The sequence below is a fragment of the Trebonia sp. genome, from assembly GCF_049794275.1.
Classification (GTDB): domain Bacteria; phylum Actinomycetota; class Actinomycetes; order Streptosporangiales; family Streptosporangiaceae; genus Trebonia.
Map to the genome: position 1 here is coordinate 1 of NZ_JBARCR010000992.1, position 5,243 is coordinate 5,243.

The following is a 5,243-nucleotide window of genomic DNA, read 5'->3' on the forward strand; positions in this document are numbered from 1 at the left end:
CGTCGGCGTCCCTTGTCAGCCGGCAGTCCAGGCATTCCACCTGGTCCAGCCGCCTGATCAGGTGCGCGCTGCCACACCCAGGGCAGCGGGCCAGTTCGGCGAGGACCGCGGGCTGGCAGGCGGGGCAGATGAGCACCTGGTGCTCGCTGATCACGCCCCGCCGCCACGGGCTGCCCTTGCCCGGCTCGGGGTCTCCCTGCCGGGTGCCGCACCGGTAACACGGCATCTCGTCCCCTCCCGTCCTCAGGGGTCGAGCTAACGCCCTCACGCCAAGGCTGCCAGAGCCTTCTGGTAGTCGGCGATGTCGCGCGCCTGCGGGATGGGGTTGACCACCTTCCAGCGCACGATGCCTGCCTTGTCGATCACGAACGTGCCCCGCAGGGCGACGCCGCGATCCTCGTCGAACACTCCGTACTCCCTGGCGACCGCGCCGTGCGGCCAGAAGTCCGCGAGCAGCCCGAACTGGAAGTTCTCCTGCTCGGCCCAGGCGCGGTGCGCGAACATGTGATCCACGGACACCGTGAGCAGTTCCACGTCGTCGCGGTTCACTTCCGGGAAGTCCTCCCGCATCGCGCACAGCTCGCCGCTGCACACCGGGCTGAACGCGAGCGGGTAGAACACCAGGACCACGTTCTTCGCGCCGCGGAAACTGGACAGCTTCACCGGCGTGCCGTGCTGGTCCGGAATCTCGAAGTCCGGGGCCTCTTCCCCGACCTCAACTGCCATGCCTGAATCCTCTCTAGGGTGGACTTGCCACGCCTAGTTTGTCATGGCGGTAGTGATGCGTCAGCGGCGCGCCTTCGGCGCGACCAGCCGCGAACCCGACCAGTCCCGGCCGGCGCTGACGCTGGACGTCTGGGCGAGCCCCGCGGTGGGCGCCGCCTCGCCGATGTCGCTCGGCTCGACGTGGCCCGGCCGGCCCGCCTTGGGCGTCAGCAGCCAGATGTACCCCCCATCGGCCAGCGGGGTCAGGGCGTCGACCAGCGCGTCCACAAGGTCGCCGTCCTCTTCCCGCCACCACATCAGCACCACGTCGACGACGTCCTCGTCGTAGTCTTCATCGACGAGCTCAACGCCCTCGACTGCCTTGATCGCGTCGCGCAGTTGCTCGTCGCAATCGGTGTCATAGCCGAGTTCCTGCACCACCTGGCCCGGTTTAATACCGAGCCGCTCAGCCTGGCCGCGTTCATCCTGCGCCTGGCGCGCGGTCGCGCTCACTGACGTTCCTCCGAATCCTTCCCCGCGAGCCCCCCAGCCGCGTCTAAGCGTCCGTGGCCGCGTCAGTACTTCTTGTTGGGACAGTTCACACTGGGTCGGCCCCGTGCGCAAGTGGCAATCTGCCTAGCGATGAAAACAGCCGCCATATATTGACCTCCCGCGGCGGCCGCGGAGGTCCCGCGACGGCTATCCGGGGACCGTTCACCACGTACCGTAACTGGTAGAACGGGATGCCGTGAAGCCGGCCCATGAGCCAGGTCATAAGGCGGCAGCGGTTACCGTTTGGTAGAGATGAAAAACCGGCCAAGACGTACGACGATTGGTCTGGACAAGTGAGACGAACTATCGCGGCCATCAGCCGCCGAACTGCGGAAGGCGAGGCTACCCCGTGGCTTCCGGACGCCAGCGTTACTCGATCATTAGCGACGGGCTGCCCACGCAGCTCCCGGACATCGACCCGGACGAGACGCGGGAGTGGGTCGACTCCTTCGACTCGGTCACGCGCACCCGTGGCCGAGGCCGGGCCCGCTACCTCATGCTGCGCCTGCTGGAGAGGGCGCGCGAGCAGCAAGTCGGGGTGCCCGGCCTGCGGTCGACCGATTTCATCAACACCATCGCGCCGGAGCGGGAACCGTGGTTCCCCGGCGACGAGTACGTAGAACGGCGCATCCGCGCCTATATCCGGTGGAACGCGGCGATCATGGTGTCCCGCGCCAACCGGCCAGGCCTCGGCGTGGGCGGGCACATCGCGACCTACGCGTCGGCGGCCTCGCTGTACGAGGTCGGGTTCAACCACTTCTTCCGCGGCAAGGACCATGGCGAGTCCGGCGACCAGGTGTTCTTCCAGGGGCACGCCGCCCCGGGCATCTACGCCCGCGCGTTCCTCGAGGGACGGCTGGCGGAAACGCAGCTCGACGGGTTCCGGCAGGAGCTGTCCCACCAGGGCGGCGGGCTGCCGAGCTACCCGCACCCGCGGCTGATGCCGGACTTCTGGGAGTTCCCGACGGTGTCCATGGGCCTCGGGCCGCTGAACGCCATCTACCAGGCGCGGTTCAACCGCTACCTGCTCGCCCGCGAGCTGCACGACACGTCAAGGTCGCACGTGTGGGCGTTCTGCGGCGACGGCGAGATGGACGAGCCCGAGGCGCTCGGCGCGATCGGGCTGGCCGCCCGCGAGGAGCTGGACAACCTCACCTTCGTCATCAACTGCAACCTGCAGCGGCTCGACGGCCCGGTACGCGGCAACGGCAAGATCATCCAGGAGCTCGAGGCCTTCTTCCGGGGCGCGGGCTGGAACGTCATCAAGGTCATCTGGGGCCGCGACTGGGACCCGCTGCTCGCGCAGGACACCGACGGCGTGCTGGTCAACAAGATGAACACCACGCCGGACGGGCAGTTCCAGACCTACTCGGTGGAGTCCGGCGCCTACATCCGCGAGCACTTCTTCGGGTCGGACCCGCGGCTGCGGAAGATGGTCGAGCACCTGTCGGACGACGATCTGCGGAACCTGTCCCGCGGCGGTCACGACTACCGGAAGGTGTACGCGGCGTTCAAGGCGGCCCGCGAGCACGTCGGCCAGCCCACGGTCATCCTGACCCACACGATCAAGGGCTGGACGCTCGGCAAGGACTTCGAGGCGCGCAACGCCACGCACCAGATGAAGAAGCTCACCCTCGCCGAGCTGAAGGAGTTCCGCGACCGGCTGTACCTGCCGATCCCTGACTCCGACCTGGAAGGCCCCGACGGGCTGCCGCCGTACTACCACCCCGGCCAGGACTCCGACGAGATCCAGTACATGAAGGAGCGGCGTGCCGCGCTCGGCGGCGTCCTGCCGCGCCGGGTGGTACGCGCCAAGCCGCTGCCGCAGCCGCCGGACTCGGTGTACCAGGACATGATGAAGGGGTCTGGCAAGCAGTCCGTCGCCACCACGATGGCGTTCGTGCGGATCTTGAAGGACCTCATGAAGGACCCGGTCATCGGCGACAGGTTCGTGCCGGTCATCCCCGACGAGGCGCGCACGTTCGGCATGGACTCGCTGTTCCCGACCGCGAAGATCTACTCGCCGTTCGGGCAGACCTACGAGGCGGTAGACCGCAACCTGCTGCTGTCGTACAAGGAGTCCGAGCGCGGCCAGATCCTGCACGAGGGCATCTCCGAGGCGGGCGCGATGGGGTCGGTGATCGCGGCCAGCACCTCGTACGCCACCCACGGCACGCACATGATCCCGGTGTACGTGTTCTACTCGATGTTCGGGTGGCAGCGGACCGGCGACGAGATGTGGGCGCTCGGCGACCAGCTGGGCCGCGGCTTCCTGCTGGGAGCCACGGCGGGCCGCACGACGCTGACCGGTGAGGGCCTGCAGCACAACGACGGGCACTCGGTGCTGCTCGCCTCGGTGTCCGAGGCGTGCGTCTCCTACGACCCGGCGTGGGCGTACGAGGTCTCGGTGATCGTGAAGGACGCGCTGCGCCGGATGTACGACGCATCGCCAGAGCACCCGGACGGCGAGAACATCTTCTACTACCTCACCGTCTACAACGAGCCGTACCAGCAGCCCGCGGCGCCGGAGCTGGAGGGGCTGGAGGAAGGCATCCTGCGGGGCATGTACCGGTACGCGGCCGCTCCGTCGACGGCCGGCGCCAGGATCCTCGCCTCCGGGGTGGCCATGCCGTGGGCGCTGCGCGCGCAGCAGCTGCTGGCGGAGGACTGGGGCGTGGCCGCGGACGTGTGGTCGGTCACCTCGTGGACCGAGCTGCGCCGCGACGCCCTGGCCGCCGAGTCGCACAACCTGCTGCACCCTGAGGAGGAGCCGCGGACGCCGTACGTGACGTCCGCGCTGGCCGGTGCCGGTTCTGACACCCCCGTGGTGGCCGTCTCCGACTGGATTCGCTCGGTGCCTGACCAGATCTCCCGCTGGGTGCCCGGCTCGTACACGTCGCTGGGCACCGACGGGTTCGGCTTCTCCGACACCCGGCCGGCCGCGCGCCGGTTCTTCCACGTGGACGCGGAGTCGATCACCCTGGCGGTGCTCGCGGAACTGGCACGGTCCGGCGCGGTGGACCCGTCGCTGCCCGCGCAGGCGATCGCGAAGTACAAGCTGGACCTCCCGGTCTCCGAGGCGCTCAGTTAGCCCGGGGGGACGATCGTCCCCCCGGAACCCCCCGCTGCGCGCCCGATCCTGCGGACCTGTCGGGCGCGCGGCGTGGTCGGTCGGCTCCGTGACAGGGTGGGGGGATGCAGGCTAAGCGGCAGGCCGCCGCGGGTGCGCTGGACGCGCCCGCGCGGGTGCATCCTGAGACGGTGCGGCGGATCGAGCGGTCGCTGGGCGCGCTCGGCACCGCGGCGATCGCGGCGATGGACGAGCGGCTGCCGTGGTTCAGGAAGATGTCCGCAGAGAACAGGTCGTGGCTGGGGCTGGTGGCGCAGGCTGGCATCGCCGCGTTCGCCGACTGGATCAAGCATCCTGAACGGGCCCGTCCCGCTGCCACCGAGGTCTTCGGCACTGCCCCGCGCGAGCTGGCCAGGGCGGTCAGCCTGCAGCACGCGGTGGAGATGGTCCGGGTGATCATCGACGTGGTGGAGCACCGGGTGGACACGCTGGCCGCGCCCGGCGCCGAGGCCGAGCTGCGCGAGGCAGTGCTCGTCTACGCGCGGGAGATCGCGTTCAGCGCGGCGCAGGTGTACGCGCGGACCGCGGAGGCGCGCGGCGCCTGGGATGCCAGGCTCGAGGCGCTCGTCGTCGACTCGCTGGTGCGCGGCGAGGCGGCCGAGACCGCGTCACTGAACTCCTGGGCGTCGGCGCTGAACTGGTCGTCCTCCCCCGTCGCGGTCATCGCGGGCAGCATCGACGGCGACGAGGCCGAGCCGGTCATCGAGGAACTGCGCGCCACCGCCCGCCGGGCCAGGCTCGACCTGCTGGCGGGCGTGCAGGGCAGCAGGCTGATCGTCGTGCTCGGCGGCACCGACGACCCGATGGCGGCCGCGGAGCGGTTCGCCGGCCGGTTCGGGCCGGGGCCGGTCGTGGT

4 protein-coding genes and 1 pseudogene are annotated in these 5,243 nt (G+C 69.7%); 2 read left to right on the top strand and 3 right to left on the bottom strand.

The window, feature by feature from the left end; genetic code table 11:
* The 3 genes from WA805_RS25140 to WA805_RS25150 form a co-directional block, all read right to left on the bottom strand.
* A partial coding sequence (locus tag WA805_RS25140; RefSeq protein WP_425243573.1) for a hypothetical protein occupies positions 1–226 on the bottom strand: 226 nt, incomplete at its 3' end.
* A gap of 38 nt (positions 227–264) precedes the next feature.
* Entirely contained in the window at positions 265–726 is a 462-nt protein-coding gene (locus tag WA805_RS25145; RefSeq protein ID WP_422270770.1) for a peroxiredoxin, read from the bottom strand.
* 60 nt (positions 727–786) lie between these two features.
* The gene (locus tag WA805_RS25150) at positions 787–1,218 is read right to left on the bottom strand and encodes a DUF3052 domain-containing protein (protein WP_422270772.1); all 432 of its coding nucleotides are present in this window, start codon (positions 1,216–1,218) and stop codon (positions 787–789) included.
* Between the two features lie 388 nt (positions 1,219–1,606).
* On the opposite strand from WA805_RS25150, the gene aceE reads away from it, so the two are divergent.
* Entirely contained in the window at positions 1,607–4,348 is a 2,742-nt protein-coding gene (gene aceE / locus WA805_RS25155) for a pyruvate dehydrogenase (acetyl-transferring), homodimeric type (protein ID WP_422285218.1), read from the top strand.
* A gap of 104 nt (positions 4,349–4,452) precedes the next feature.
* Positions 4,453–5,243: pseudogene (locus tag WA805_RS25160) on the top strand (PucR family transcriptional regulator); the annotation flags it as partial.